Origin of the sequence: Candidatus Kaistella beijingensis, assembly GCF_020084865.1 — a bacterium.
Lineage (GTDB): Bacteria > Bacteroidota > Bacteroidia > Flavobacteriales > Weeksellaceae > Kaistella > Kaistella beijingensis.
Map to the genome: position 1 here is coordinate 550,029 of NZ_CP071953.1, position 25,992 is coordinate 576,020.

A 25,992-nucleotide genomic window follows, 5' to 3' on the forward strand; every position below is an offset into this window, starting at 1 on the left:
AAATGTGTTTATTTTTTTGATAATTCATTAATTTTCAAAAAACATTATATGAAGGAGAAAACGATTGTCTGCATTTCATGCTACTATAAAGGATATGATTTTATGGACGAGATGAAGAAACTCGGCAATAAAGTCATCCTCATCACCTCGGAAAACATTAAGGAAAAAAATTGGCCGTGGCACGCGATTGACGAAGTTTTTTACATGCAGGAAGTAGAACCTTCCGTATGGAATCTCGACCATTTGGTGCAGGGATTTTCGCATCTGATGAAAACCCGGCAAGTTGACGCTGTCATTGCTTTGGACGATTACGATGTCGAGAAAGCCGCGCTTATTCGTGAAACTTTCCGAATACCGGGGATGGGACAAACTACGCACCGGTATTTCCGTGATAAATTGGCGATGCGTCAAATGGCGAAAGATTCTGGAATTGATGTTCCTGAATTCTCTTCCGTGTTCAACGATGAAATTTTAAATAAATTTACCGATAAAGTTCCTGCACCTTGGGTTTTAAAGCCTCGTTCCGAAGCATCTGCAACAGGAATCATCAAACTAAACTCCAAAGAGGACCTTTGGGAAGCCCTTGAAAAAACAGGCGAAGAACGCTATAAATTTTTGTTGGAAAGCTTCAAACCAGGCGACGTTTTCCACGTGGACAGCTTGGTTTACAATAAGGAGATTGTCTTTACTTCCGCATCGCAATATCTTTCTCCACCAATGCAGGTTTCACATGAAGGAGGGATTTTCCGTACGAAAACTTTGGGAAGATATTCCGATGAATTCAAGGCTTTAGAGGAAGGAAATGCAAAAGTTTTAACCAATTTCGGTTTGGTGAATGGAGCAACGCACACTGAATTTATCAGAGGAAAAGAGGATGGAAAATGGTATTTTCTAGAGACTTCCTCAAGAGTTGGTGGCGCTCACATTCCCGATTTGGTGGAAGCTTCAAGCGGAATCAATCTTTGGCACGAATGGGCAAGAATCGAGAATGCACTACTGAAAGACCTAAAATACGAAATCGCAAAACCTACAGGATTTTCTTCAGGTTTAATCATTGCCTTGGCGAAAGACCAACATCCTGATTACGAAGAATTCAACTGCGAGGAAGTGGTTAGATTTCTTCCGCTCGATTATCATGTTGGAATCGTGTATAAATCCGACAGCAAGGAAAGAATTCAACAACTTTTGGATGATGCCGCAGAAAAAATCAACGACCATTTTCTAAACATCATTCCACCTAAATCGAAACCGTCGGCGTAAAAATAAGTAATGGGTAATGAGTAATAAGCAATAAACTAATGGCTTGCAAACTGAAATTACTTTAAAAATATTCAATAACTTGAAACTTTAAACTTTAAACAAAAAATATTTATGCCACGAATTGAGCACACCGATTATTATTCGCACCTATTGGGAATGAGCCTGCAAGTGGAAGTTACCGGACATTACGGTTATCCGATTGTGATGTTTCCAACTTCGCAGGGACAGTACACCCAAAACCACGACTTCAAATTGAATGAAAGCATCAATTACTTTATCGACAAAGGTAAAGTGAAATTGTACAACATTCAAACTATTGATAAATTTAGCTTTTACGACAACAACATCAGTCCTGAACAAAGAATTAGAAATTACGAACTCTATGTGCAGTTTTTGATTCAGGAATTTATTCCGTATCTACAAAAATTACATTCGGAACATCGAGTTGCGGTTGCAGGAGCGAGTTTTGGGGGTTATCATGCAGCAAATTTCGCATTCCGTTTTCCTGATGTGGTTTCTCACATGTTCTGTCTTTCGGGCGCTTTTTCAATCAGGAATTTTATGGATGGTTTCAGCAATGAGCTTGTTTATTTTAACTGTCCAAGAGAATTTGTAAGAAATGACGAAGCTTGGAAATACAAGCACATGCACATTGTTTTGAGCACTTCCGACCAAGATATCTGTTTGAACCAAACCCGTGAAATGGCAGGGATTTTAGCCTCAAAAGGAATCAATCATTGGTACGACGAACAGAAGTGGATTTCCCACGATTGGCCGCTTTGGAGAATGGTGTTCCCGATGTTTATAGGACGATTTTTCGGATAAGAAATAAGCAATGAGTAATCAGTAATAAAAATTAAACTTGAAACAAAAATAAACTTTAAACAAAAAAATTAGATATGGCAAAGAAAGTAGGAATTTTATTCGGAATGGAAGACACTTTTCCGTGGGAATTCATTAAAAAAGTTAACGAATTGGGTAACGGCGAAGTAATCGCAGAACCCGTAATGATTGATAAATTAGAGCAAGGTGCAGATTATGGTTACGCCGTAATCATCGACCGAATTTCGCAGGATGTTCCTTTCTACAGAGCGTACTTGAAAAATGCAGCAGTAAATGGAACTTACGTCATCAACAATCCATTTTGGTGGAGCGCGGATGAAAAGTTTTTCAACAATGCATTAATGACGAAATTGGGAATTCCATTACCGAAAACAGTTTTGCTTCCTTCAAACGACCGACCGACAAACACGACGGAAACTTCTTTTAGAAACTTGAAATTCCCGCATGATTGGGATTATATTTTCAACTACATCGGATTTCCTGCATACATGAAACCTCATGACGGCGGCGGTTGGAGAAACGTTTACCGCGTGGAAAATGCAGAAGATTTGTGGAATAAATTAGGCGAAACCGAACAATTGGTAATGATGGTTCAGGAAGAAATTGTGTTCGAAGATTATTACAGAGTATATTGTCTTGGTAAAAAATACGTTCACATCATGCCGTATGAACCGAGGAATCCACATCATTTGAGATATGCAACCACTCATAAAACCGAAGGTAAAGCAAGAGAAAAGTTATTGAAAACCATCCACGATTATACTATCAAAATGAATGAAGCATTGGGTTACGATTTCAACACGGTAGAATTTGCGGTGAGAGACGGAATTCCTTATGCCATCGATTTCTGTAATCCTGCGCCTGATGCAGACAGAAATTCTGTGGGAGAAGAAAATTTCCAATGGATTATTGAACATGCCGCAAAATTGGCGATTGAAAAAGCAAAAGAATTCGAACCAGGAAAACCAAATATTTCTTGGGGAAATTTTGTGAAAGATTCCATCAAATAATTGTTCCAAGTTTCAGGTCTCAATTTTCAGGCATAAATGCATTTGTTGACTTGCAACCTGAAACTTGAAACTTGAAACTAAAAAAACACAAGCTATGCACAAGTTCACCATCGGCGTTGAGGAAGAATATCAAATCATTGATGTTGAAAGCCGCGATCTGGTTTCCCACGTCTCCAAAATCATTGAGGGCGGAAAAGCCACCTTAAAGGAAAATTTAAAGCACGAAATGCACGAATCCGTCATCGAAATGGAAACGGGTATTTGTCAGAACATCAAACAGGCAAAAGCTGAATTAACCGACCTTCGCAAGAGACTCATCAGAATTGCGCACGACAATAATCTGCGTGTTTCAGGCGGTGGTACGCATCCTTTTTCAAGGTGGCAGGATAATCAGATTACAAAAGCCGACCGTTACGACAAAATCGTGAGTGATTTGGGTGATGTTGCCCGTTCCAACTTAATTTTCGGACTCCACGTACACATCGGAATTCCTGACCGCGAAGAAGGCGTAAGAATCCAAAATGTGATGCGTTATTTTTTGCCGCATGTTTACGCACTTTCCACCAACTCCCCTTTTTGGATTGGCAGAAATACCGGATTTAAATCGTATCGACAGGAAGTTTTCGTAAAATTTCCAAGAACGGGAATTCCAAGTTATTTTAGTTCCGCAGCGGAATTTGATGCCTACATCAATTTAATGATTAAAACAGGAACCATCGATAACGCCAAGAAAATTTGGTGGGATTTAAGAGTTCACCCGTTTTATCCAACGATTGAATTCAGGATTTGTGATATGCCGTTGAGAATTGATGAAACCGTGTGTCTTGCTGCGATTATGCAGTGTTTGGTGGCGAAAATCTATAAACTTCATCAGCAGAATTTAAGTTTCAGAAGTTACCGAAGACTTTTGCTGAATGAAAATAAATGGCGTGCATCCAAAGATGGTATCAATGCATGTCTCATTGATTTTGGGAAAGAAACAAGTGTTCCTTACGTAGATTTATTGAAAGAATTACTTGAATTCATCGATGATGTTGTGGATGATTTAGATTGCCGAGATGAAGTAGAATATGCTTGGGAAATTATGAAAAACGGAACCGGTGCTGACCGACAATTAAAAGTTTTTGAGGAAACAGGCGATTTAAAAGCTGTTGTGGATTACATGATTTCCGAAACTGAACACGGTATTGTTGCAAAGCATGATGAGGACGATTTGAAATTTCATGTGGACACGTAAAATGATAATTAATAATTGAGAATGAACAATTAATAATTGATTAAACTCGAAACAAAAACTCGAATCTCGTAACAAGTAACTCGTATCTCGCAGATTATTTCTTAATTTCGCACCGTAAAATTGATTAGATGAAGATAATAAAACTCGCCTTGCTCGACATGAATAACAATCGGGCAAACCAAGGAATGAGGAATATACGGGAAATTTCGCAGGCTTTCAAAGAAAATGCAGGCGAAACGGTGGAGATTGAAATTTTCGACGTTCGCTATAAAAACGAAATTCCAAAAGTAGAGGATTTTGATATTTTTATTTCTTCGGGCGGTCCCGGAAATCCACACCGTGAAGGTTACGAATGGGAACAAAAATTTGCCGATTTCCTAAACCAACTTTGGGAACACAATATAAATTCGGACCAAAAGAAATTTGCTTTTTTGATTTGTCATTCATTTCAGTTAGCGAGCATTCATTGGAGTTTGGGGAACATTTGTAAGAGAAAGTCCTACTCTTTTGGCGTGATGCCGATTCATAAAACCGAGGATGGCGCAAATGATTTTCTGTTGAAAAATTTGCCGGAACCTTTCTATGCAGTGGATTCAAGAGCTTACCAATTCATTGAACCTAACTACAAAAAGTTGGATGAAATGGGAATAAAAATCGTGGCGTTGGAAAAAGTTCGTCCGCACATTCACTTGGAAAGAGCGGTGATGGCGATTCGTTTTTCGGACGAGATTTTCGGAACGCAATTTCATCCGGAAGCAGATCCAAAAGGAATGTTAGAAAACTTGAAAGACGACAAAAACCGTGAAGCCATGATTGAAAGCTTCGGTACTGAGAAATATTTGGAAACTTTGGACAGAATGGATGATCCCGATAAAATTGTTCTCACTCAAGCACAGATTCTGCCAAGATTTTTACGAAATGCGGCTGAACAAATTATGAGAGAATATGAAATGGCTTGAAATATTTGAACGTGATGTCTTATAAAAAAATTGTTTTGGATTTTCATCTAGTTTTTTATGCTTTCCTTCTACAAGCTCAGGATAAACTTCAGCTCAGCATGACAAGTTTTCGACACTAACAAATTATAATCAATCATTTAGAAATTTTCAAATAATATTTCATTAAAATTTATACGAGATTTTGTCAGACTGAGGTTCTCGAAGTCTCTTTATTAAAATTAATTCCAATAGAATTTTCTTAAAAATAAAACGATGATTCCAAAATACAGAGAACAATTTAACAGCGAGTTCAGCCAGGAAAAATACAGCGAAGTTCTTCAAAGTTTTGAGGATTCTGTCGGAACAAAGCCCCTTTTCCGTGTTTCTGAAAGTCCGATTTTTTTAACGGAAGAATTTCGTGAAAAGTTGCATGATGCATGCGAAAACATCATCACGCAGATCAAGGAAATGTCGCCTGAAGAATTAAGCAAGGCTATTCCTGAACATTGCAATGTTCCGAATGACACCAAACAGCCTCACTTTTTTACCATCGATTTTGGAATCTGTCAAAATGAGAAAGGAGAAATTGTTCCGCAGTTAATTGAGCTTCAAGCATTTCCAACACTTTACTGTTTTCAGAAAGAACTTCACAATTCTTTGATTCAGGAATATCCCTTTTTGGAGGAATTAAAGCCTCAAATGTCGGATGAAGTTTATTACGAGGAACTGAAAAAATTAATTGTCGGCGATGAAAATCCTGAAAATGTGATTCTTCTTGAAATTTACCCGGACCAACAAAAAACCAATATCGATTTCTATTTGACCGAAAAAAGATTGGGAATTAAACCAGTTTGTTTGACTAAAGTTAAAAAGGAAGGAAACAAACTTTACTACGAAAACAACGGAAAACTAACAGAAATCAAAAGAATCTACAATCGTGTAATCTTTGATGAACTCGACCATATTCCCGATTTGAAAACCGATTTCGATTTCCGTGACGAACTCGATGTAAAGTGGATTACTCATCCAAATTGGTTCTTCAAAATTTCTAAATATATTTTGCCAAAACTTCACCATGAGTTTGTTCCAAAAAGTTATTTTCTAAATGACTTTCCGCAACATGAAAACTTGGCAAACTTTGTTTTAAAACCTCTATTTTCCTTCGCAGGAAGTGGTGTAAACCTAAATCCAACCCAAGAAGATTTGGCGAAAATTGAAGACCGCGACAATTATATTCTCCAAAGAAAAGTAATTTACGCTCCCCTTTTCAAAGATCCAAACAATGAGTTTTCAAAAGCTGAAATTCGTTTGCTCTACATTTGGCATGAAGATGAAGACCGCCCAAAATTGATGGAACATTTGGTGAGAATGACGAAAGCGGCAATGGTGAATGTAGATTTCAACAAGAAAGACGCCATCTGGATTGGAGGTTCTACCGCTTTTTTTGAGAAGGTTTGAATCCCAAGGTTTTGATATATTCTAAAGTATTTAAACCAAAAGTAAGCAAATTTTAATCTGTTACTTTTAACTAATAAAAACAGTCCCAAATATTCGGGACTGTTTTCTCTTCATCTATATTAATTTCTGTGAAATTATTTATCCTCAATCGCCGCTTGTGCAGCAGCCAATCTCGCAATTGGAACTCGGAAAGGAGAACAAGAGACATAATTCAAACCTAATCTATGACAGAATTTCACGGATTCTGGATCACCGCCATGTTCGCCGCAGATTCCAACTTTCAATTTATTTTTAATTCCTCTACCTTTTTCTACACCGATTCTCACCAACTCTCCCACTCCAGTTTGGTCGATGGAAACGAATGGATCATCTGGCAATAATTTCAAGTCCAAATATTTTGGCAAGAATCCACCGATATCGTCTCTTGAGAAACCGAAAGACATCTGGGTCAAGTCATTCGTACCGAAACTGAAGAAATCTGCAACCATCGCCATAGAATCGCCTTTCAATGCGGCTCTCGGAGTTTCAATCATGGTTCCGTATAAATATGGAATGTTTTTCAAACCTAATTTTTCCAAAGTTTCCGCATAAACTTTATCTACGATATTTTTTTGGTGAGTCAATTCGTGACGTCCCATTACCACAGGAATCATGATTTCCGGAAATGCTTTTTTGCCCTCTTTTTGCAACTCTCCTGCTGCTTCCAAAATCGCTCGAACCTGCATTTCGGTAATTTCAGGATAGGAAACTCCGAGACGAACTCCACGGTGTCCCAACATTGGATTATTTTCGTGAAGGGCGAGAATTCTTCGGTTCAAAACACTCATTCTTACGCCTAATTCTTTCGCCAATTCCTGCAATTTTTCTTTATCGTGCGGAACAAATTCGTGTAAAGGCGGGTCAAGAAGTCTGATTGTTACCGGGTTTCCGTGCATCACTTCCAAAGTCGCCTTGATGTCTTTTTTCACATATTTGAAAAGTTCGTTCAGTGCGGCTTTACGTTCTTTTACAGTGGTGCTCATAATCATTTTTCTCAATAGAAATAATGGTTTTTCGCTTCCTTCACCGTAGAACATGTGCTCTGTTCTAAATAATCCAATTCCTTCTGCGCCAAAATAATTGGCCTGTTCCGCATCTTTCGGAGTATCTGCATTGGTTCTTACGCCTAAAATTTTGGCTTTATCAACCAATTTCATCAAGGTTTGGTAAGAAGTGTTTTTGTTTAAATCCACATTCGAGAGTTCCAGAACGCCTTCATAAGCGACACCTTTTGTTCCGTTCAAAGTCAGCCATTCTCCTTCGTGGATTTTTTTGCCGTCTTTGGTCACAAAATATTTTTCGTGTTCGTGAATTTCAATATCATTACAACCAACGATACAGCATTTTCCCCAACCTCTCGCAACAAGTGCGGCGTGAGAAGTCATTCCACCTTTTGTGGTTAAAATCGCTTGAGATTTGTGCATTCCGTCCACATCTTCCGGCGAAGTTTCTTCACGCACTAAAATAACTTTTTCACCTTTCAATCCCCATTTTACGGCTTCTTCTGATGAAAAAACCACTTTTCCAACGGCTCCGCCTGGACCTGCAGGAAGACCTTTTGCAATCGGTTTATTTCGTTTCTCTTCTGCGGGATCAATCATTGGTAAAAGGAGTTCTACCAACTGATTGGGACCCACTCTCATCACCGCAGTATCGGCGTCAATTAATTTTTCTTTGAACATATCTGCAGCCATTTTTACCGCAGCAACTCCGTTTCGTTTTCCGACTCTGCACTGCAACATAAAGAGTTTCCCTTTTTCAATGGTGAACTCAATATCCTGCATGTCTTTGTAATGTTTCTCCAATTTCTGCTGATATTCGTCGAGTTCTTTATATTGTTTCGGCATGAATTTTTCCAAAGTCAGCAAATCTTTTGAATGGTCGTTTTTGGAAGTTTCATTAATCGGAGCCGGCGTTCTGATTCCCGCCACAACGTCTTCACCTTGCGCATTAATCAAATATTCACCATAAAAATGGTCATCACCGTTTCCGGGATTTCTAGTGAACGCAACTCCGGTACAGGAATCTTCACCCATGTTTCCGAAAACCATTGCCTGAACGTTTACCGCAGTTCCCCAATCATCAGGAATTCTCTCAATTCTACGATATTCGATTGCACGTTTTCCGTTCCAAGAAGCGAAAACTGCTCCGACTCCGCCCATCAATTGATCCCAAGGATTTTCAGGAAATTCAACTTTTAAATGTTTTTTGGTTAATTCTTTAAATTCTTTTACCAGTTTTTTCAAATCATCGGCAGAAAGTTCGGTGTCCAATTCAACGCCTTTTTTCTTTTTCATTTCCTCCAAACGTTCGTCCATCAATTTGCGGATTCCTTTACCTTTTGCAGGTTCCATTCCACCCGCTTTTTCCACAACTACGTCTGCATACATCATCACCAATCTTCGGTAAGCGTCGTAAGCAAATCTTGCATCACCGGAAACTTCGATTAAACCTTTTACAGTTTCATCATTCAAACCAATATTTAAAACAGTGTCCATCATTCCCGGCATTGAACGTCTGGCTCCGGAACGAACCGACATCAACAAGGGATCTTTCACATCGCCGAATTTTTTGCCCATGAGTTTTTCAACTTCGGCAAGGGCGTCTTTTATTTGTTTTTCTAAATCTTTAGGATAAGTTCTTTTGTGATCGTAGAAGTAAGTACAAACTTCCGTAGTTACGGTAAATCCTGGAGGAACAGGAAGTTTTAAATTTTTGTGTCCTGCCATTTCTGCGAGATTCGCTCCTTTTCCGCCGAGAAGATTTTTCATTGATTCATTTCCATCCGCTTTTCCTCCGCCGAAGGAATAGACATACTTCTCTGCTTTTGCTTTTGTAGCCATTTTATCTTGATTTTTAATTATTTCCTCAAAAACTCAAGTAAAATTACGGCGAACCAATAATTAAAAATGAAATTGAATATATGAGATATGTCAAATCTGATTTATGTCAGAAAACCAAAGAGAATGCAACATTTGTCACATTCTCTTTACAATATTTTTTGTATAAAATTAATACTCAAACAAAACGCTTCCCCAAGTAAAACCACTCCCAAAAGCCGAAAGCAAAACCAAATCTCCACGCTTTATTTTTCCTTCCTCAATCGCTTCGGACAAAGCAATTGGAATAGAAGCAGCGGTGGTGTTTCCATATTTTTGAATGTTGTTGAACACTTTTTCATTGGGTAAACCAAACTTTTGCTGAACATACTGTGCAATCCTCAAATTCGCTTGATGTGGAATGAACATATCCAAATCTTCAACGTTTTTTCCGGCAGATTTTAAAGCTTCTTCCATTGTTTCAGGGAATCTTGTAACGGCATGTTTGAAGACGAAGTTTCCGTTCATGATTGGATAAACTTCCTCGTCGGTCACGTTTTCAGGTTCCAAACGCATTCTGTCGCTCCATCCGTATTTTGAACCGGGAAATTTAGTGCAAAGTTCATCGGCATATTTTCCTTCGGAATGCATATTGAAAGCTAAAATATCACCCGCATTTTCATCTTCCGTTGCCGAGAGTACAATCGCTCCTGCTCCATCACCGAAAATTACGGAAACGCCTCTTCCTGCATCAGAAAAATCAAGCCCGAAAGAATGAACTTCTGCACCCACTACCAAAATATTTTTATAGGTTTTCGATTTGATGAAAGCGTTTGCAACACTCATCGCATACACAAATCCCGAACATTGATTTCTCACGTCAAGCGCTCCGATTGTATCACAACCCAACATTTCCTGCAAAAGCACTCCACAACCCGGGAAATAATAATCGGGAGAAAGCGTGGCGAAAATAATATAGTCGATATCTTTTGCTGACAATCCTGCATTTTTGATGGCGATTTCCGATGCTTTGAAACCCAAATAAGCGGTGGTTTCTTCGGAATCATTCCTGTTTTTTCTGTGGTGACGTTCTTTGATTCCTGTTCTTTCGGTAATCCATTCGTCGTTGGTGGTCATCAGTTTCGACAGGTCGTCGTTGGTTACAATATTTTCAGGAACGTAATGGCCGATTCCTTTAATGATACTTTTAATCATGAAGTTGGTAATTTTTACAAATATAAATTTTATTTAAAACATAGGAAAAATCTTTAAATTTCATATAAAATATTAGCTAAATTTGTGGGATGCCGATAGAAATTATTTACCGAAACGATCATTGCGAATGGATTGACGTGGAAGCTCCCACGGAAGAAGACCTGCAGTTTCTTCATCAAAGATATGAAATCAACCTTCTTTTGCTGGAAGACACAATCGACCCAAATCACCTCCCAAAATTTGAGGAGGACGGAAATGTGAAATTTTTCCTGATGCGTGAAAACACAGAACTAGAGCGGCAAAATCTCAACACCATCAGTGACATCAGTACAAAACTCGGAGTTTTCATTATCAACGGTATCATCATCACGACACACCGAATGAAAAACCGCAGTATCTATGAGCTGAAAAAAGAAATATTTTTACCCGAGAATAAAGAAATCACGCCCGACAAAATTGCCCTGAATCTTGCTTTAAAAGTGATGAAATCCTATGACGACGAATCACAAAATTTGATGGAAACGATGGACAATGTAGAAAATGAAATTTTCCTAAAAAACACCAACAATACGGTTCAAATAAGGCGTCTTTACAAACTGAAAAGAAAATCTGGATTGAACACGAGAATATTGAACATCTCCACAGTTTGGGTGGATAAATTCAAAATTCTAAACCTGGAAGAAGCTGCTGTAACGGATTTGACAGATAAGTATAAGGATGTAATCGCAGATTTCGAGCATTTGAACGCGCAGATTACCAACTTAATTTCGATGTATCTTGCCTTGAGCGACCAAAAAGCGAATCAGGTAATGAAAGTTCTTGCGATTTACTCCATGTATTTTTTCCCGATCACTTTTATTGCGGGGATTTACGGAATGAATTTCGACAATATGCCCGAACTTCACCAAAAATATGGCTATTTCTTCACCTTGGGATTAATGGCATTTATTGCGCTGCTTACTTTCATCTATGTTAGAAGGAAGAAATGGTAGCGATGCCCATAAAATTTCTATTTTTTAAAAAATATCGCACTTTTACTTTCATTTTTCAACACATATAGCTTCTTTGTTAAAATTTTGTTAAAAGATATTTTTTACGTTTTAATTATTCTTAATTTTTTTACATTTAATTATTAATAATTTTACACATAAAGAATTATGGCAACGAAAACAACTAAAAAAGGTAAGGTAAAACCTAAAGCTGATGCAGCGGATCAGCTTAAAGACTTTATGATTGATGGTTTGAAAGATTTATACTGGGCTGAAAAAGCATTGGTAAAAAATCTCCCGAAAATGCACAAAAATGCAACATCCAAAAATCTAAAAGCTGCCATTGCAGGCCATTTGGAAGAAACCAAAGGTCAGGTAAAAAGACTGGAAGATGCCTTCAAAGCATTGAAATTGAAACCCGAAGCCGTGAAATGTGACGCGATGGACGGACTTTTGAAAGAAGCTGAAGGAATTTTGGAAGAAACCGAACCTGGTGCAGTTCGCGATGCCGCAATTATAGCGGCAGCACAAAAAGTGGAACATTACGAAATTGCATCTTACGGAACGATGGCGACATACGCCAAACTTTTAGGACAAAAAGAAGTTTTGAAACTCCTCCTGGAAACTTTAAAACAGGAAAAAACCTGCGACAAAGATTTAACCAAACTCGCAAAAACTGAAATCAACCTTAAAGCGAAATAAATGTGAAGCGGTTTTTATGACCGCTTTTTTTAGCTAAAATCCTCAGACAAACTTGGGATAGACATTCCGAAGAAAGTTGATATGCCATTAAACCAAAATATCGGCGCAGATGAAAATCCAAAAAATCACCAACCAAAAGATGCCAATTTCGTGAAAGAAAAATCTCAAAAACTTTCAATGGAAGCGCATAACAAAGGCGACATTAAAACAAGAGTCATAGGAGTTTTATGCGATAACAATGTGGATGAAGATTCTTTCAACCAGTTCAAAAAAGTTTTGGAAAAGGAAGGTGCAAGTTGCAAAATTATTGCACCGAAAGGCGGAAAAATAAAAGGAAACAAAGGCACGGAAATAAAAGTGGACGAAAATTTCCTAACGGTAACTTCTGTCTGTTTCGAAGCGGTTTTCGTTCCGAACGGAATTTCTAATGAAGTTATAAAACACGAAGTTGCAAAACATTTGCTGAATGAAACCTTTAAACATTGCAAAGCAATTGCGATTGAAGGAAACGCGATAAAATTGTTAGAAATTACGCACATTCCTGCCGATAAATATGACAAAGCGCTTTTGGTGGATAAAACCCCGAAAGATTTTGTAAAAGCCATTGCATCGGGAAGAAATTGGGATCGTGAACTTCATCCAGTAGTTCCGGCGTAAAACTAAAACATATTTAACTTTGTCAAAATTTTAAAGTTTTGGCAAAGTTTATTTTATGATATGAAATCAGATATTCCAAAACAGAAAGAAGGCGCATTTAGTGACACGGTTTCCTCCATCAAATTTGAGAACGAAACTCAGGCAATTGAACATTTTACAGTGGTGCGAAAACGGTTCCTTGATGTGAATTCTTGGGAACTATTTGCAGGTGAAGAGAAAGCATCATTTTCGCTGACAGATGCTAACGGAAACTTTCTTCTCGATCATCCCGCGGTTGGAAATTTTATCAAAATTAAAATTCCCGGGCTACACAATCCGACTGGAGACGGTTTCGACTGGGTGAAAATTGAGGAGATTAAGGAAGAGAAAAATTTAAATTTTGAAAGTGTTTACATTCGAGTTCGTCCATCGTCCGATCCCACAAAGCCAGAAGAAAAAGTAGCTCATTTCTTTGATGAAAAGGCGACTTCCAACTTTCTGATCAGGCGCGTTGGCGAAGAAATTTTCGCCGAAGTTCATGGCAGAAATGAAGAACCTAATACTGAAAATTTAAATCTTTTGGAAAAAGCGAGAAATCTTTTAGTGGCAATTGGCGGAATGATTGCGGGATCAAAATTCCAGTGGAAATCTCTGACTGAAGGACTGATAAAAATGTGAGATTTTTCCTCTGAATTTCAGGAATTATATTATCTTGATCGAACGAACAATTAGAATTTTCGTTCGATTACATAATCCAACATGAGATGAAGTGACTGTCTGGATTCTGATTCGGGAAACTCATTGAGGATGTCTTTCGCTTTTTGATGGAAATCTTTCATCACTCCTATCGCATAATCCAGTCCGCCTGATTTTTTTACAAATTCCACCAATTCTTTCACCCTTTTCGTGTCGTTGTTGTAGCGTTTAATGGTGTTGAAGTAATATTTTCGGTCGGTTTCATTCGCAGTTCTTAACGTGTAGATTAAAGGCAAAGTCATTTTCTGCTCTTTAATATCGATTCCAACCGGTTTTCCGATGATGTTTGAAGTGAGGTAATCAAAAAGATCGTCCTTAATTTGGAAAGCCATTCCTGTTAAAGTTCCGAATTCTTTCATTTTGGCGGCCATTTTTTCATCCGCATTATTGGAAAGAACTCCTATTTCGCAACACGCTGCAATCAAGGTTGCAGTTTTCTGACGGATTATTTCGTAGTAAACCTCCTCTGTAATATCTAATTTTCGGGCTTTTTCGAGCTGTAAAAGCTCACCTTCCGCCATTTCTCGAATCGTTCGTGAAATCACGGCAAGCAAATCAAAATCTTTATGGTCGGTTGAAAGTAAAACTGCTTTCGATAAAAGATAATCCCCCACCAAAACCGCAATTTTATTTTTCCATAAAGCGTTGATAGAAAAGAAGTTTCTCCGTTTAAAACTTTCATCCACCACATCATCATGAACCAAAGTCGCCGTGTGAATCAACTCAATCATAGAAGCTCCCCGAAAGGATTTTTCGTTCACCTCTCCTACCAACTTTGAACAAAGAAAAACAAACATTGGGCGCATCTGCTTTCCTTTCGTGGTAACGATAAAACGGGTGACTTTGTCTAAAAGTGGCACATTGCTCTGCATCGACTCATAAAACTTTTGTTCAAAAAGTTTCATTTCTGTTGCAATCGGTTTCTTGATTTCTTCTACAATATTCGCCACGTATTTATGAGCAATGAGTAATTAGTAATAAGTAATTTTTGATACGAAGGCAAATATAATTAAAAAAGCATGAAAGATTTAGGCAAATCAATAGAAAATCTTAATTCCATCCAAAGCATTTTTCTCCCAAAAAAAATCAGCTATGGTCTTTTGTTGCTATAAATGTATTGACTTTCCTGATTTCATTTCAAACACAGTTCCCAATTCACAGACCGTAGAGTATAATTTTAGGAATTTTAACAAATATAATTAAAAAAGACCAATTTAGATTGAAGTAGTTTCGATAGCGTTACAGTTTACTAACGAAGTTTTTCTCGCGGGATAAAATACAGGCTTTGTTTTACTTTGCCCAGTGGGCTTTTGAATTCTTCCCCGGAAATATAAATTCCATCCTCATTTACTGAAATTCCTTCAATTTGGCCAACTGATAACGAGCTTCCTATATAATATTTCACCGGTTTCTGATTAAAGAATATTCCAGGTTCGGTCTCACCAAATATGGAAAGAAAAACTTCGGTATTTTTTGTGTATCCAACTAAATAAAGTTTTTTGTCAAAATAAGAAGCATCGGTAACAACAAAATCAGTTTTAAAAGATTCAATTTTTTCGGCAGGCTGCTGCACAAAAACATTTGGATTTACGGTGTAATGTGTTACCGATTTCGAAATCCATTCTTTGGTAAAAAGGTGAATTTTTCCGTTCAGGAAAATCATCGCTTCTGCGTCGAAATCGTTGTTGATGTTTTTTGGTTCGAAATCTTTCTGTTCAGGATAGAAAAATGGTATCTCCTGTATAGAATCAATTATCACAGAATCTTTAAAAGGGATTTTATAAATCTTCAAGTCTTTCCTAGTTCCTGCATTGTTCCCGAAGTCACCAATATAAGTATTTATGGAATCGCTTGTAATGGCTTCCCAATCCCTATTTTTTAAATCTGTTTTAATGACATCAAGAATTTTGCCCGAAGATTTGTCGATTTCAAAAACTTCTGAGGAATTTCCGCCGTCGTTAATCGTATATAATTTGTCTCTGAAAAAAGTAAGTCCGGAAGTTTCTTTCAAAGAATCTGAAAGCGTGGCGACTTTGTATTTTTTAATTTTCAACCATTTCAGGTCTTGCTGAGCGGAAAGGTTCAGAGCAAATAAGAAAGAAAAAAGAAAAAGGATTTTTTGCATTTTTTATCCTGATAAATTTTTAACGAAATTTAAAACAAAAAAACCACCAAACAAAGGTTGGTGGTCGATTAGTTCAATAATGTTAACCACTATTATTTAAGTTTTTTGAAAAATGGCACATCTCTGAAAAACAAAATCGAATTATCACTTTTTGGATCTACATCTTTTAGTCCTGTTAGAGCTGAAGTCCAAACTTCGCCATCATCATACGTCAAAATTAATGTGAAATCTTTGATTTGATAAGTTCCTTTGCCTTCATCACGATGAATAAACCCAGAACCTGATTTTTTCATCCCAACAAAACCCTTTTTATTTTCGAATCTTCCGTCTGCAAAAAATTGGATCGTTCCATCGCTGTAGTTAGGGTTTTTGAACCAATTGGGATCAGCAAAACTTCCTCCGGAACTCCATTCTCCTGCTAATTTCAGTCCATATATTGCGACAGATTTAAAATAAAAAGTTACTTTATCGTTTGGTGGATAACTCATTTTACTTGCAGATTCAATTCCCAATTTTCGGACATAACCTGGAAAGGTTATGTGGATTTCCTTTCCAAAATTTTCAGCTTTTCCCCAATGTCTGTCCCTTACAGGATCTGTTGCTTTACTAAATCCGAGAATCCCTTCTTCCGGAAGATAATCCAAACAATCTCCGTTGGAATATTTTAAAATAAATGCAGGAACATATCTTTGTCTTGACATATTGTATTTGTAACTCATCCAAACTTCATGTTTTGGTGTTTCCATATTTTGTTGAGCATTTGATGAAGTTGGCTTTACTTTCGAATTTTCCGTTTTCATAAAAGTCACCGAGTCCAAAAAAGTTTCCATTTCGTTTTGAAAATTTTCGGTGTTGGTGAGGATCAGGATATTCATCATTTTGGAGTTTTTGGAACTGGTCATTAAAATTGCAGCACCAATCAAACCGTCTTTGTTGAAAGGAGCAGAGCCAATCTGCGTTTCCCAACCATTATCGTTTACAGAAGGTTGCATTGTAGCGTCGGAAGTTTTCAAAATCTCTTGAACCAAGGATTTCCATGAAATATCGAAGTTTTTTTTAGCGTCATTTCCGGCTTCAATGGATTTGTATAAAGTCATCACACAAAAGTTTCCGTTTGTATCGTCTTTACTGAAGGTTAACGTTTCAGCAGTTGAAGATTTCGCCCAATTTTTCGGCGGTTGAAAGGTGACAATATCAAATTTTTCCTGCGAGCAAAACAGATTTGAAATTATTGAAAGCACAAGTATAAATAAAGTTTTCATAGGATGGTGTTTTATTTTTTTATTCCTTTTATAATCGATATTTTCCCTGAATTATTGATTTTGAACAGATATATTGCTGAGTTCAATCCCGAAGTGTTGACCACATTTTTCTTTTCATTTAACGATTTTTTAGAAACGAGTCTTCCGTTCATATCCAAAATTTCCAGTTCGGCTTTTTCGGAATTTTCTATACTGATATTCACTTCGTTGGTGAAAGGATTTGGATAAATTTTAACCGAAGAATTTGCTAGAAAATTTGCTGTTGATAGCGAACTTGTAGCCATTCCACGAATTCGCTGATTGAGATTATCAGCAATTAAAAAATTTCCATTGTTGTCGAATTCAATATCATAAGGTCTGTAAAATTTGGCTACACTTGCATGGCCATCCAAAAATCCTTGCGTTGTTCCTGCAATTGTAGAAACCATTCCAGCCTGGGTAATTTTTCTTATTTTGCTGTTTCCGGCATCAGAAACATACACATTTCCGCTGGTATCAACACAAATTCCTACTGGTTGATCAAACTTTGCGGTTGCAGAAGGACCATCCAAAAATCCTTGCGTTGCACCAGCAAACGTACTTACAACCGCAGCAGGAGTAATTTTACGGATTTTATTATTGTTATAATCTGTTACATACAAATTTCCTGCAGTATCAAAAGCAATTTTTACGGGTGCACTAAACGCAGCCACGTTTCCAGCGCCGTTTGCAAGACCAGAAAAACCAGTTCCTGCGAAAGTACTTACAACTCCGGTATTCGAGATTTTACGGATTTTGTTGTTTGCGGAATCTGCGATAAAAATATTGTCATTTACATCTATTGCAATACCGTAAGGTTGATAAAACGTTGCGGTACTTGCATTTCCGTCCGCACTTCCAATCGCTCCAGTTCCTGCAAGAGTACTCACCGTTCCGTCCGGAGCAATTTTTCGGATTTTATTGTTTTCGCGATCCGCTACAATAAGATTTCCGTTGCTGTCAAACGCCAAATCGGTCGGATAATTAAATGTTGAAGATACCGCTGGTCCGTCGTTACTTCCCGCGACATCATTTCCTGCAAACGTAGTAACTATTCCTCCCGAAATTTTTCTTATTCTATGGTTAGTATTATCAGCAACATAAACATCGCCATTAGATGCTACCGCTACTCCCACTGGATTTCTGAACGTAGCCGTTGTAACAGATCCATTTGTAGCACCGTAACCACCGTTTCCTGCAAAAGTTGAAACGGTTTGTGCACAAAAATTTATTTGAACGCATACTGCAATAGATATTGATAAAATTGTTTTCATGATATTGTTTTTTAAGGATTAATATTGGTGTAAATCGTAGGATTTATAGAAGAAGATGGTATTTAAGGTTTTAGACAACTTGCAAAAATTCCTGACGAGTGAAAACGAGTATCCAATTTATCTCCGGCAGGAAACGCAATACATTTTCCGTCGCGAGAAATTGTAGGTGTCCCAATTCTTCCTGTGGTTTGAACCGAGTGCGTTTCGCCACCGATGATATTTTTTACCACTAATTTTCCACCCAGATTTGTGGCATCGGTCGTAAATGTAATCCAATATCCATCGTGTGAAATTGGGATTCTTTCACCTTGCGAAATCGGACTATTTCCATTTCCTGGAACACCATCTGCATTTTTACTTGCACGAATCAAACGTCCTGTATCCACTTCCGCAACGTAAATATGTTGTTGTTTATTGGTTGGTGAACCAGACATATTGGTTGCAGTTGTAGCAAAGGTTACAAATTTTCCGTTTCCTGAAATAGTGGGTTTTACCACTCGACTTGCACTTTCATCGCCTTGATCACGTTCCATTCCGTCTGATGTCAAAGAAACTCGACGTAAATTCGGATTACCTCGTTCCCAAACAAAAATATCCCAAAGTTTGTTTCCGTCCCCTTCAACTAATTTATCGGAATATGAATAAAAGGCAACTCTGGACCCATCTGCGGAAACGGATGGATGACTTCCACCTACACCTTTTCCTGTTTTCGGGTCTTTGCTAAGAAGGATGATTTCGCCCGAATTCAAATTTGCGAGGTAAACATTGACCGTAGAATTTCCTTCCACACCAGACGTTAAATTATTTGCAGACGATTGAAAAGCTATCCAATTTCCATCACCGGAAATCGTTGGTGAATCGGAAGGATAATTTCCGTGACAGGTTACACATTTTACCGTGCTGTTCAATAAATTCCAATAAAATACATCGCTTACTTTATTGGTGTCGTCTTGAACAAGATTTGTAGCAAAAGATTCAAACGCTACGGTGTAACCGTTGTAACTGATTACGGGATTGAAGCTGTCTTTATCGCCACTTTTTCCATCTGAACCACTACTCACAAGAGCTGATTTTCCGTTTCCCCGATTAAACCACATAATTTGTCGAGATTTTCCGTCGTGATTGGGATCAACTTTGGCGGAAGTCATGTACGCAACAAACTGACCTTCTGTAACTCCCGTTGCGACAACTCCTCCAATTGCAGGTGTTCCGCTTTCCGCTAATATGCCAAATGTTTTTTTGTCTTCACTTCGGCTGACTAAATCGAACGTTTTTTGATTGGCTTCATTGTTATTCGTTGTTGGATTAGAAGGATTGGAAGGCGTTACGAAAGTTTTTGAACAGTCCGCAAGAACGGTAACAACATTGGAAGTAACCGTTCCTTCGTTCAGACTTAATTTACAGTTTCTTGAACCTTTTGTTTGTGTGATATTGTATTGCAAACCTTGAGTAAACCCGCCCAAATTTGAAGTGGTTGAGTGATTAACACTGGTTTCACGCCCCAAATTATCTTTAAATGTGAACCATTCTCCGACTTCAATTCCTGTGGTTTTCAGAGAAAAAATCGTAATGGGAATTGGAGCTTCTTTTGAGCAATTCGCAACAACAATCATTGGAGTTGCTGTAACCGTTCCTTCGTTATAAATGAGTTTACAATTTCTGGTTCCATTTTTTTGAGAAATTTCATATCGCGAACCTTGCGAAAACCCTCCTAAATTAAAGGTTCCGGAATGGTTTGTACTTGTTTCCCGACCGAGATTGTCCTTAAAACTGAACCATTCTCCTGCTTCAATTCCAACAACTTTTAAAGAGAATAAGGTGTGTGCATTTTGCGAATAAAAAGAATTCGTACCCAAAAAATTTGCTAATACAAATAGCGAGAAAAAGACTACATTTTTCATGATTTCAATTTTTTAAAGTCCTAGTTTTCCTTTCATTTTTCCTAGAACATTGTTCTTCTTTTCCTTAAGTTTTTTAACCGTAGTTTTTTCCTTTGTGGAAGAATTTTCATCTGAATTTTGAGTAGAATTTGAATTAGAATTTTCATTTTTAGAAGAATTTAAACTCACTTTTTGGTCGGAAATGATGTCGCCTTTCAGCCATTCTTTTGCGAAAGCAGTGGCAACGGAATTGGCTTCTTTTCCGGCTCTGTAAATAGCTTTCCATTTCAAGGATTTGTTTTCGTATTCCGGTTTTGCGAATTTTTTATATTTCCCGGAAGTGGTCAATTGTGCGTTGAAATCTACGGTTGAAACTAAATTCAAATATTCGTTCAAGCGGTTTTTTACCATGATTTCAGGATTAGAAGGATACATTTTCTCCCAATTGGTTTTGTTAGGCGTTGGATCTTTCATGTTTTGGATTTCCTTTTTTTGTAAATCCATCGATTTTTTTGCTTCTGCTTTTTGTTCAGCACTCATATAAGCTGCCGCTTGTTTCATCGCTTTTTCAGCTTCTAAAATGGCTTGTTCCATCTGTTGAATTTCGCTTGCGGACATTCGATACGGTTCGCTTGTTGGTTTTGCACGTTCCCTCAATTTTTCATATTCGACGATAAATTCCTGACTGTTCACATAATTTTTCACGTATTGACAGAGTTCTTGCGTTACCGTTTTTCTATCAATGGAAGTTAAATTCGACATTTTCGGAAGTTTAAAGGATTTCAATTGAAATCGTACGCTTCCGTCGTCTTTGTAAAAATCTTCGTCAATTGGTTGGTTTTGGAAATCTCCCACCAAATTTTTCAAAATATGTTCTTGTGCAAATTTTTGGGATAATCCAAGTTGTGAAATCACGTCATTGATGATGGTGAAAGACAATAGCGTGAATGCAACTGCACCGATTATAATTGTTTTATAGGTTTTCATGGCATTTATTTTTTGATGATTTTAAAATTTTGTGTTGGCTGGTTATCCTGATTAATCATGATGATGTACATCCCTGATTTTAAATCTGAAAGATTGATTGGATTTGCAGGTTTTTTAATTGATTTAATTATTCTGCCAGATAAATCAAAAACTTCTATTTTATTGATGTTTTTTGCATTGGAGATCTGTAAAAAATCGGTAAATGGATTTGGATAAATTGAAATTTCTTCATTTTGTTGCACGATATCAGTTGTGGACAATGATGTATCAAATTTCACCGTAAAATCATCAACGTGGAAAAGATAATCCTCAGGATCATTAACCGTTCCGTCCGAACCATAAATGGCAAACATTGTTTGGTTGGAAGCAACTGGAATTTGATGCGCAAACAAATGCATCGTGTTGTCGATATTATCTGCGGCAGTCCAAGTTTTAATAATATTCCAAGAAATTCCGCCATCATAAGAAATAAGAACATGAACCACGTCATCCGAACCCATTGCTGAAGAATTAGGAGTGTAAAAACCGGTAATTCCGTATTTAAAAGTTATGGTATAACTGGCTCCTGAAAGATTAAATTTTGGAGAAATCAGCCAACCTTTTCTGCTGTGGTTGTATAAGTTTAAAGCGGCAGCATTATTTCCGGAAGTTGCGTTTTCTGGTTGCAAAAAATAGTTCGGATCCCAATTATATCCGATGGTAGTTCCCGGCTGTGGTCCTGTTGTGGTATTTCCACCTGCTGCTACATTCCAACAAATTCCCGGAAAATTATTGAAATTATTGGCGTAGGTTGAACTCACCGCATAACCGCTACAAACCGTTGTAAAAGTTCTTTCCGTACAGATTGAGCTACTCACATTGGCATTGTATGCGCTTACTTTATAAAAATATTGTGTTCCGATTTGTAAAGAATTTTGGAACGTGTAAGAAGTTACATTTCCTAAATCCACATTATTGAGGATATCATAAACATTAGGACTTGTTCCTACACTTATTCTATAACCTACACTATTCGGAACCACATCCCATGTTATTGTGAGATCAACTGGTTGTTCTGTCGCATTATTTGCTGGAGAAGTAATATTTGCACAATAAGGAAGCGTTGTGAAGGAAGGTCCTGCCGTCCAAAAACCAAAATTCGTCGCAGAACAAAGAGATCGTACCCAAAAATAATACTTTGTATTTCCAATTAATGAAGAAATATTTACCGATGCATTGTTAGTAGGAGTTCCCGCTGCTGTTGGCGGATTGTTGGTGTCAGAATAATAATATTCGTATCCGTTTGCTGGAGAAGTGGAAGGAGCGGCCCAATTCAAGGTAGCACTGTGTTCCGTAATATTGGAAACGCTAAAATTAGTAGGACTCAGACAACTTGGTGCACCTGTAATGGTTACAGGATAATCGTGGATTTCTCCATATCCATCGGTATTACAAGGAGATGCTTGCGAGTTTATTTTATTAGAAACCCGCATTCTGTAATTTCCGGGAAGAATGGAAGACGGAATGATAATATTTCCAGTGGTGTTTGCGTAACTACTTCCACTTGCGTCTGGTGAATATGAACTTGTAGAATTGGCTGCGATCATCTCTGGCGCAAAATTGTCGAAAGTTCCATCATTATTGAAATCAATCCACATTCTGACAAATTTTGTAGCACTATTCCAAGTGCTGCTAAACAAATGTTTCACAACATACGGATGTGCAACACCTGCCTGTAAACTTATTGGCATCGAACTAAAATAAGTATAGCCGTTTACGGAGCAATGAGAACCAATATGCGAAAAACCAGGACTGGTTCCTGCAGCAGAAATGATAAAATCGTCAATTGCAGCACAGCCATTGGGAAAACTTGGCGAGCAATAGGTTTGAGATTTCACCAAACCCAAACTCACAAAAAGAGCAAAAAATAAATACAATTTTTTCATGATTTTAAGATTTATTTTACCGTGTATTACTGTTCATTCCTGTATAGACATTATCCAATGTGGTAGGCTCTAAAACGATTGTTGCGATTTCGTCGCCCAATTGAACGGACATCACTTTTATCGCCGTCATTTGGATTTTTTGTGAAACGACTTTTCGCTCGGCTTGGATTTGAACAACAGCAATTTCTCCATTTTGCAAAGCAAATTTTGAATTCACGATAGATTGGAAAGCATTCACCGCTGGAGAATTGGGAATTGTAATGGTTACCGAATTTCCGTTACTCACTAAATAAGAATTCACAATAATTTGTTTTTCAAAACCTCTTTCAAAAGAAGTTCCTTTCACGGGATAACCGTCCTTGTCGGTAAATTTTCCAAATTGGATCGTACGTTGTGCAAATAAATTTGCAGAAACCGTTACTAAAAGCAGCATTAAAATTTTTAAAGTTTTCATGATATTATATTTTTATATGATTTGATTTTTAGAAAGAGTTTTCATGGTTATTGTTTTTCAACAAGCCAAAATTCTAATTAAAACAAAGGAGAAACAATCCAACAGAAAGGGTAAATTTTTCATCAAAAAAAATACACCGAACAAGTGATAAAATCCAGCAAGAAAAATCGGATATTTGTGTAAACGAAAACCGACCATGAAGTTCAAATATCTTTTAATATCCACTTTAATTCTTGCTTTTTTTCTGAAGTTGAATGCACAAAATTCTTCTAAAACAGATAGTTTACTGCGTATTTTGAAAACAGCGAAAGAAGATGAAAAGAAGATTTTATTGCTTTATGAAATCGGACTAAACTTTGAAACCACCGATTTAGAAAAATCGAAATCGTATTACCGACAAGCTCGAAAACTGGGAAAAAAAATCAAATATTCTTTATCGGAATTTAAATTCATCAGCAATTATACGTTTTCCCTTAATATGCAGGGAAAATTGGACTCTTCCCTTTATTGGAATTTGAGAGGAATTGAAGAAGCCAAAAAATTAAAATCTGATGAATATCTTGCTAAAGCGTATTTCAACACGGGAACTTCTTATCAATATCTAACAGATTACCAGTCTGCAGTAGAAAATTATCAGAAAGGGCTGGCTTTATTTGAAAAATTAGATAATGAATTATTGAAAGCACAAGCCAATGATATTTTGAACGTTTTATACACGTCAATGAAGAATTTCAAAAAAGCAAAAAAACACGGAAAATTAGCGGTTCAGCAATTCCAAAAATTAGATCAGCCGCAATTGTATGCTTATTCATTATCGAATTTGGGAAGGGTTTACGGCGATTCCAACCAAAAAGATTCTTCGCTTATTTATCACCAACAAGCCGAACAAATTGCAAAAAAAATAAACGATGAAGTTCTGTTGGCAACCGTTAATCTCAATTTAGGCGATGTTTATCTTTGGAAAAAACGGTTTGAAACGGCAAAGAAACATCATGAAACGGCATTACAATATGCGCGAAAAAACCAACTTTCGGATGTGGAATCGGTGGCTTTAAGAGGACTTTCCTATTATTATATGGAGAAAGGTGATTTTGAAAAATCCCAAGAATTTGCAGAAAAAGCATTAGAAATTTCACAGAAAAATAATTTGAGGGAAGAAAAAGTTTCCAACCTTAATCAAATGACAGCTTTGGCTTATGTTTCGAGAGATATTGATAAAGCCGGAGAATACGAAATACAATCCAAAAATCTGCGAGACAGCATCTTGAATGACCAAATTATTAACGCCACTATTAACACCGAAAAAAGATTTGAACTCGATAAAAAAAACACAAAACTCCAACTTCAAGAAGAAAAAATTAACCGGAAAAATCTGTTGAACTGGCTTTTGATTGGAGGTTTGGTTGCACTTTTAACCATTGCCATTTTAGGATACAGAAATTACAATCATCGAAAAAAAATCCAGGAACAAAAAATCACCGAACTCGAAACCGAAAAACAACTTTTAGCCACACAATCACTTTTAAAAGGACAAGAAGAAGAACGAACCCGCATTGCAAAAGATTTGCACGACGGATTGGGCGGATTGTTGAGCGGCGTTAAATTACAATTAGGAGCCATGAAAGGAAATCTCATTTTAACCGAAGAAAACGGAAATGCATTCAACCGTGCTTTAAATAAATTGGATGAATCTATTTCCGAAATGCGTCGGGTTGCGCACAACATGATGCCGGAAACTTTGCTGAAATTCGGGCTTCAACAAGCATTAACCGATTACAGCAACGGACTTTCGCAAGGACAATATTTCACGATTGATTGCGAATTTTTCGGAGTAGAAAATCGCCTGGAAAATTCCGTAGAAATTGTGGTGTATAGAATCGTTCAGGAACTCATCAATAACGCTGTGAAACATTCGGAAGCGACAAAAATCCTTGTTCAAGTTATGCGACACGACAAGGAACATCTCAACATTACAGTTGAAGACAACGGAAAAGGATTTAATTTTGAAGAAATGAAAACCAAAAATTCCGCTGGCTTGCAAAATATCCAATCCCGCGTGAATTATTTGAATGGAAAAATGGATATCCAATCCGAAATCGGAAAAGGAACTTCCGTATACATCGAATGTGACTTGAACCAAAATGGGTAAATTAATCAATAGTGGC

Annotated in this window: 21 protein-coding genes; 11 read left to right on the forward strand and 10 right to left on the reverse strand. The window is 37.3% G+C overall.

Translation table 11 applies throughout. The features are described from left to right. Positions 1-48 precede the first annotated feature (48 nt). The 6 genes from J4771_RS02555 to J4771_RS02580 all read left to right on the forward strand — a co-directional run bounded on the left by J4771_RS02555 (position 49) and on the right by J4771_RS02580 (position 6,746). On the forward strand, positions 49-1,260 hold the full coding sequence (locus J4771_RS02555) for an ATP-grasp domain-containing protein (protein ID WP_224136108.1): 1,212 nt from the start codon (positions 49-51) through the stop codon (positions 1,258-1,260). Between the two features lie 111 nt (positions 1,261-1,371). Continuing rightward, positions 1,372-2,085, forward strand: a complete 714-nt coding sequence (locus tag J4771_RS02560; protein ID WP_224136110.1) for an alpha/beta hydrolase-fold protein — start codon at positions 1,372-1,374, stop codon at positions 2,083-2,085. Positions 2,086-2,159: 74 nt separating this feature from the next. Then, entirely contained in the window at positions 2,160-3,113 is a 954-nt protein-coding gene (locus tag J4771_RS02565) for an ATP-grasp domain-containing protein (RefSeq protein WP_224136112.1), read from the forward strand. 94 nt (positions 3,114-3,207) lie between these two features. Continuing rightward, positions 3,208-4,350: a carboxylate-amine ligase gene (locus tag J4771_RS02570; protein ID WP_224136114.1), complete on the forward strand. Its 1,143-nt coding sequence runs from the start codon at positions 3,208-3,210 to the stop codon at positions 4,348-4,350. 128 nt (positions 4,351-4,478) lie between these two features. After that, positions 4,479-5,309 (forward strand): type 1 glutamine amidotransferase, encoded by an 831-nt coding sequence (locus J4771_RS02575; protein ID WP_224136115.1) that lies wholly within the window; start codon positions 4,479-4,481, stop codon positions 5,307-5,309. Between the two features lie 252 nt (positions 5,310-5,561). After that, positions 5,562-6,746 (forward strand): hypothetical protein, encoded by a 1,185-nt coding sequence (locus J4771_RS02580; RefSeq protein ID WP_224136117.1) that lies wholly within the window; start codon positions 5,562-5,564, stop codon positions 6,744-6,746. Between the two features lie 134 nt (positions 6,747-6,880). Here J4771_RS02580 and ppdK read toward each other — a convergent pair whose 3' ends face one another. Together ppdK and J4771_RS02590 are read right to left on the reverse strand one after the other, a co-directional pair. Then, positions 6,881-9,628 (reverse strand): pyruvate, phosphate dikinase, encoded by a 2,748-nt coding sequence (gene ppdK, locus J4771_RS02585; RefSeq protein ID WP_224136119.1) that lies wholly within the window; start codon positions 9,626-9,628, stop codon positions 6,881-6,883. Between the two features lie 168 nt (positions 9,629-9,796). Next, a complete protein-coding gene (locus J4771_RS02590; RefSeq protein WP_224136121.1) occupies positions 9,797-10,819 on the reverse strand; it encodes a 3-oxoacyl-ACP synthase III family protein in 1,023 nt (340 codons plus the stop codon). A gap of 89 nt (positions 10,820-10,908) precedes the next feature. Between J4771_RS02590 and J4771_RS02595 the strand changes: the two genes are divergently transcribed. The 4 genes from J4771_RS02595 (at position 10,909) to J4771_RS02610 (ending at position 13,824) form a co-directional block, all read left to right on the forward strand. Further along, positions 10,909-11,811, forward strand: a complete 903-nt coding sequence (locus J4771_RS02595; protein WP_224136122.1) for a magnesium transporter CorA family protein — start codon at positions 10,909-10,911, stop codon at positions 11,809-11,811. 165 nt (positions 11,812-11,976) lie between these two features. Continuing rightward, positions 11,977-12,510: a ferritin-like domain-containing protein gene (locus J4771_RS02600; RefSeq protein WP_224136123.1), complete on the forward strand. Its 534-nt coding sequence runs from the start codon at positions 11,977-11,979 to the stop codon at positions 12,508-12,510. An 81-nt stretch (positions 12,511-12,591) separates the two neighbouring features. Beyond that, on the forward strand, positions 12,592-13,167 hold the full coding sequence (locus tag J4771_RS02605) for a DJ-1/PfpI family protein (protein WP_224136124.1): 576 nt from the start codon (positions 12,592-12,594) through the stop codon (positions 13,165-13,167). 60 nt (positions 13,168-13,227) lie between these two features. Next, positions 13,228-13,824: a hypothetical protein gene (locus J4771_RS02610; RefSeq protein WP_224136125.1), complete on the forward strand. Its 597-nt coding sequence runs from the start codon at positions 13,228-13,230 to the stop codon at positions 13,822-13,824. Positions 13,825-13,874: 50 nt separating this feature from the next. Here J4771_RS02610 and J4771_RS02615 read toward each other — a convergent pair whose 3' ends face one another. The 8 genes from J4771_RS02615 to J4771_RS02650 form a co-directional block, all read right to left on the reverse strand. Continuing rightward, positions 13,875-14,852 carry a polyprenyl synthetase family protein gene (locus J4771_RS02615; protein ID WP_224136126.1) on the reverse strand — a complete coding sequence of 326 codons (978 nt, stop codon included), beginning with the start codon at positions 14,850-14,852 and terminating at the stop codon, positions 13,875-13,877. A 299-nt stretch (positions 14,853-15,151) separates the two neighbouring features. Beyond that, positions 15,152-16,027 carry a hypothetical protein gene (locus J4771_RS02620; protein WP_224136127.1) on the reverse strand — a complete coding sequence of 292 codons (876 nt, stop codon included), beginning with the start codon at positions 16,025-16,027 and terminating at the stop codon, positions 15,152-15,154. Between the two features lie 92 nt (positions 16,028-16,119). Next, entirely contained in the window at positions 16,120-17,289 is a 1,170-nt protein-coding gene (locus tag J4771_RS02625) for a hypothetical protein (protein WP_224136129.1), read from the reverse strand. Positions 17,290-17,300: 11 nt separating this feature from the next. After that, entirely contained in the window at positions 17,301-18,581 is a 1,281-nt protein-coding gene (locus J4771_RS02630; protein ID WP_224136131.1) for an NHL repeat-containing protein, read from the reverse strand. Positions 18,582-18,643: 62 nt separating this feature from the next. After that, entirely contained in the window at positions 18,644-20,482 is a 1,839-nt protein-coding gene (locus tag J4771_RS02635) for a TolB-like translocation protein (protein ID WP_224136134.1), read from the reverse strand. A gap of 12 nt (positions 20,483-20,494) precedes the next feature. Further along, positions 20,495-21,448 (reverse strand): hypothetical protein, encoded by a 954-nt coding sequence (locus J4771_RS02640; RefSeq protein WP_224136136.1) that lies wholly within the window; start codon positions 21,446-21,448, stop codon positions 20,495-20,497. Positions 21,449-21,453: 5 nt separating this feature from the next. After that, the gene (locus tag J4771_RS02645; RefSeq protein WP_224136138.1) at positions 21,454-23,373 is read right to left on the reverse strand and encodes a GEVED domain-containing protein; all 1,920 of its coding nucleotides are present in this window, start codon (positions 23,371-23,373) and stop codon (positions 21,454-21,456) included. 16 nt (positions 23,374-23,389) lie between these two features. Further along, positions 23,390-23,827 (reverse strand): hypothetical protein, encoded by a 438-nt coding sequence (locus J4771_RS02650; protein WP_224136140.1) that lies wholly within the window; start codon positions 23,825-23,827, stop codon positions 23,390-23,392. A gap of 196 nt (positions 23,828-24,023) precedes the next feature. Here J4771_RS02650 and J4771_RS02655 point away from each other — a divergent pair, with 196 nt between their 5' ends. Then, positions 24,024-25,976 (forward strand): tetratricopeptide repeat-containing sensor histidine kinase, encoded by a 1,953-nt coding sequence (locus tag J4771_RS02655; protein WP_224136141.1) that lies wholly within the window; start codon positions 24,024-24,026, stop codon positions 25,974-25,976. Positions 25,977-25,992 lie beyond the last annotated feature (16 nt).

Excerpts from the sequence above, each read along its gene's own strand:
- J4771_RS02645 (WP_224136138.1), bottom strand. The coding sequence starts at position 23,373 with ATGAAAAAATTGTATTTATTTTTTGCTCTTTTTGTGAGTTTGGGTTTG.
- J4771_RS02595 (WP_224136122.1), top strand. The coding sequence starts at position 10,909 with ATGCCGATAGAAATTATTTACCGAAACGATCATTGCGAATGGATTGAC.
- J4771_RS02570 (WP_224136114.1), top strand. The coding sequence starts at position 3,208 with ATGCACAAGTTCACCATCGGCGTTGAGGAAGAATATCAAATCATTGAT.
- J4771_RS02610 (WP_224136125.1), top strand. The coding sequence starts at position 13,228 with ATGAAATCAGATATTCCAAAACAGAAAGAAGGCGCATTTAGTGACACG.
- J4771_RS02625 (WP_224136129.1), bottom strand. The coding sequence starts at position 17,289 with ATGAAAACTTTATTTATACTTGTGCTTTCAATAATTTCAAATCTGTTT.
- J4771_RS02640 (WP_224136136.1), bottom strand. The coding sequence starts at position 21,448 with ATGAAAACCTATAAAACAATTATAATCGGTGCAGTTGCATTCACGCTA.
- J4771_RS02575 (WP_224136115.1), top strand. The coding sequence starts at position 4,479 with ATGAAGATAATAAAACTCGCCTTGCTCGACATGAATAACAATCGGGCA.
- J4771_RS02635 (WP_224136134.1), bottom strand. The coding sequence starts at position 20,482 with ATGAAAAATGTAGTCTTTTTCTCGCTATTTGTATTAGCAAATTTTTTG.
- J4771_RS02655 (WP_224136141.1), top strand. The coding sequence starts at position 24,024 with ATGAAGTTCAAATATCTTTTAATATCCACTTTAATTCTTGCTTTTTTT.
- J4771_RS02605 (WP_224136124.1), top strand. The coding sequence starts at position 12,592 with ATGCCATTAAACCAAAATATCGGCGCAGATGAAAATCCAAAAAATCAC.
- J4771_RS02590 (WP_224136121.1), bottom strand. The coding sequence starts at position 10,819 with ATGATTAAAAGTATCATTAAAGGAATCGGCCATTACGTTCCTGAAAAT.
- J4771_RS02560 (WP_224136110.1), top strand. The coding sequence starts at position 1,372 with ATGCCACGAATTGAGCACACCGATTATTATTCGCACCTATTGGGAATG.
- J4771_RS02630 (WP_224136131.1), bottom strand. The coding sequence starts at position 18,581 with ATGAAAACAATTTTATCAATATCTATTGCAGTATGCGTTCAAATAAAT.
- J4771_RS02580 (WP_224136117.1), top strand. The coding sequence starts at position 5,562 with ATGATTCCAAAATACAGAGAACAATTTAACAGCGAGTTCAGCCAGGAA.
- J4771_RS02555 (WP_224136108.1), top strand. The coding sequence starts at position 49 with ATGAAGGAGAAAACGATTGTCTGCATTTCATGCTACTATAAAGGATAT.
- J4771_RS02650 (WP_224136140.1), bottom strand. The coding sequence starts at position 23,827 with ATGAAAACTTTAAAAATTTTAATGCTGCTTTTAGTAACGGTTTCTGCA.
- J4771_RS02620 (WP_224136127.1), bottom strand. The coding sequence starts at position 16,027 with ATGCAAAAAATCCTTTTTCTTTTTTCTTTCTTATTTGCTCTGAACCTT.
- J4771_RS02565 (WP_224136112.1), top strand. The coding sequence starts at position 2,160 with ATGGCAAAGAAAGTAGGAATTTTATTCGGAATGGAAGACACTTTTCCG.
- ppdK (WP_224136119.1), bottom strand. The coding sequence starts at position 9,628 with ATGGCTACAAAAGCAAAAGCAGAGAAGTATGTCTATTCCTTCGGCGGA.
- J4771_RS02600 (WP_224136123.1), top strand. The coding sequence starts at position 11,977 with ATGGCAACGAAAACAACTAAAAAAGGTAAGGTAAAACCTAAAGCTGAT.